We start from the raw sequence: 2,741 nt of genomic DNA, 5'->3' as shown, positions 1-2,741 counted from the left end.
CTTCTGCTTGAGCGAGGCAATCCCGAAGCGGATGGCATTATTCTTCGTATGGAAGAAGAAAACGAAGAAATGGTGCTTTACAATATTGAGGACGAAGATGAGTGGAAACGTGTAGAAGCCGCATATAGCGAGCTTGTTGCTCAATACGAATAGAATTGGATGTAGCAGCTGTATAGCTCTTCAAGAAAAAAGCCCCCAAATGGGGGCTTTTTTTGTTGGCTATCAACATATTTTGTAAGCATGTGTTGACAGTTCAATATTATGAAATAGCGTCAGTCTCGACGATAACCTTCACTTGATGTACTGTTCGGTCCTCAGGTCCTTTAACAGGCAGGCCTACTTCTACATGATCAACAATATAATCAATATTGTCCTGCGAAATAACTTCTCCTGGCAGTAAGATCGGAATACCAGGTGGATACACATAAATGAATTCTGCAATAATGCGGCCAGCAGATTCCTTGAAAGGCACGATTTCCGTATCTCCATAAAAAGCGTCTCTTGGAATAAGGGAGAGCTGAGGGATATCCGGTATCTTTACAACCAGCTCATGCTCCTGACCTGTGGAATAGTGCAGAGAAGCCAGCTCACGCAGAGCTTTCAACAAAATTTCAATTTCCTCTTTGGTATCACCAGGGGTCACCAAACAGAGAATATTGTACATATCGCTAAGCTCAACCTCGATATTGTAGTGATCTCTCAGCCAATTTTCGACATCGTATCCGGTAAGACCTAAATGACGGATATGAACCGTAATTTTGGTTGGATCATAATCGTAGGTAGCTTCCGTGCCGAGAATTTCACTACCAAAGCAATATAGTCCTTCAATCTTGTTAACCTCTGAGCGGCAATATTCAGCCAAATCAAGGGCTCGTTGTGCTATTTCATGACCGTTAAGTGCTAGGTTGCGTCGGGATGTGTCCAAGGAAGCCAACAGGAGATACGAAGTGGATGTCGTTGTCAGCATACTGAAAATCGTTTGTACACGTTGTGGGTTAACGTATCCGTTTTTCGTATTTACATTCAAGATCGAGCTTTGTGTCAAGGAACCGCCCAGCTTGTGGACACTTGTAGCTGACATGTCTGCTCCCGCCTCCATGGCGGACATCGGTAGATCAGGATGAAAATGAATTAGTACCCCGTGAGCCTCATCGACCAGGACCGGCACATTATAGCTGTGAGCGAGATCTACAATTTCTTTTAAGTCGGCGCACACACCGTAATATGTCGGGTTGATAACAAGGACGCCCTTGGCGTCAGGGTGGCGTTCCAATGCCCGGCGTACGGACTTGGTTGTAACCCCGTGGTGAATACCGAGATTTTCATCACTGACTGGAGAAATGAATACTGGTTTTGCACCAGCAAAGATAATGGCAGACATTATAGATTTGTGTACGTTTCTGGGTACAATAATTTTATCACCTGGCAAGCAAATGGACATAATCATGGTGATGATGGCTCCGCTTGTCCCCTGTACACTGTAGTAAGTATAATCTGCTCCGAAGGCATCTGCTGCAAGCTTTTGGGCTTCTTCGATGACACCTGTTGGTTGATGCAGATCGTCCAATGGAGCGATGTTGATCATATCTATGGAAAAGGCATTATCCCCCATAAATTCGCGAAATTCCGGATCTGCTCCGACTCCCTTTTTATGACCTGGGATGTGAAATTGAACCGGGTTGCTCTGAGCGTGCTTCTTCAAAGCAGTAAAAAGCGGGGTGTTGCTTTGATTCATTAGTGTTGTCACAACCTTTCGTGCAGGATTTCGACAATCCTGTGCAAGTGATAATAGAACAAAATTGAGTATAGCAGTTTGAAGTAGGAATGCAAGCGATTGAGGGCGCATTTATTTGCGAAAGAGTGGAGTAGGCGGAGAACCCGGTCTTTATAGCCAAAAAACGAAGGTGGAGGATGTGGATTAGATGTGGCAAAAAGGACGAAAAGAAGCTCCGCAGCGGCTGTGGACTCCTTTTTTTAGCAAATTGTGGGTTTTGGTATTTCTAGTCGAATTTATGAAAGGATCTCTTCTGGTATCCATCCTTCCGGTATATATGGGAGAAACGCTTGGTTTGTCAGCCGGGATTATTGGTTTAGCCTTTTCACTTCAATATTTTGGAGACAATGCGTTCCGGGCACCGGCGGGCTGGATGGCTGAACGGCTTGGTTACCGTGGAACGATGTCGACCGCACTGTTGTTTACGCTTGTAGCTATTATTATGCTGAGCGTACTGTCAGAGCCCGTGTGGCTCGTCGTCGCGTGTCTGCTGCTCGGTCTGGGTACTTCTCCGCTCTGGCCTTGTGTTATGACCGGAACGACCGAAATGTCCGGGCCTAATAACAGCAATGGCGCGGCGATGGGCACACTGGAAATTGCGTCTATGGGCGGAACGGGATTGGGTCCGCTCATTATGAACTTCGCCATATCCCACTATGGGCATTCTTACGGCATGGTGTTCATGATTTTGATAGGATGCAGTGTTGTATTGTTGTTGGTTGCTCTCATGCTGCCAGGACCGAAAAGGTCTGCTAACAAAGGTGACCTCGAACAGAGCGCTCTAGTGTCGTCTGATGGGCACATAAAGCAGAAGCGGGGAGTTCTGAAAGGAATCCAGGAGACGATTGGCGTGCTCAAAACAAAGCTTAACGTCAATCCGTTAATTTACCCGGCGCTGTTTTTGCAGTCTTTTGTTATCGGTTTAATCAGCCCGGTACTGACGCTATACGCTCGGACGGACCTCGGG

At 46.3% G+C, this 2,741-nt stretch carries 3 protein-coding genes; 2 read left to right on the top strand and 1 reads right to left on the bottom strand.

Annotated elements, in window-relative coordinates:
* On the top strand, positions 1-153 hold a 153-nt coding region (locus GRP75_RS23720; protein ID WP_160790541.1), incomplete at its 5' end, for a DUF1292 domain-containing protein.
* 106 nt (positions 154-259) lie between these two features.
* Here the strand turns inward: GRP75_RS23720 and GRP75_RS23715 are convergent.
* The gene (locus tag GRP75_RS23715) at positions 260-1,735 is read right to left on the bottom strand and encodes an aminotransferase class I/II-fold pyridoxal phosphate-dependent enzyme (RefSeq protein ID WP_013310938.1); all 1,476 of its coding nucleotides are present in this window, start codon (positions 1,733-1,735) and stop codon (positions 260-262) included.
* 187 nt (positions 1,736-1,922) lie between these two features.
* Between GRP75_RS23715 and GRP75_RS23710 the strand changes: the two genes are divergently transcribed.
* Positions 1,923-2,741 (top strand): MFS transporter (locus GRP75_RS23710; protein WP_160790540.1); only part of this gene is annotated, 819 nt, incomplete at its 3' end.

This window comes from Paenibacillus sp. OT2-17, from assembly GCF_009827695.1.
GTDB lineage: Bacteria > Bacillota > Bacilli > Paenibacillales > Paenibacillaceae > Paenibacillus > Paenibacillus polymyxa_B.
The sequence above is the reverse complement of the archived record's forward strand: the minus strand, read 5'-3'. Positions and strand labels throughout refer to the sequence as shown.

Bases quoted from the DNA above. Each gene is read 5' to 3' on its own strand.
- GRP75_RS23715 (WP_013310938.1), bottom strand. From the start codon at position 1,735: ATGAATCAAAGCAACACCCCGCTTTTTACTGCTTTGAAGAAGCACGCT.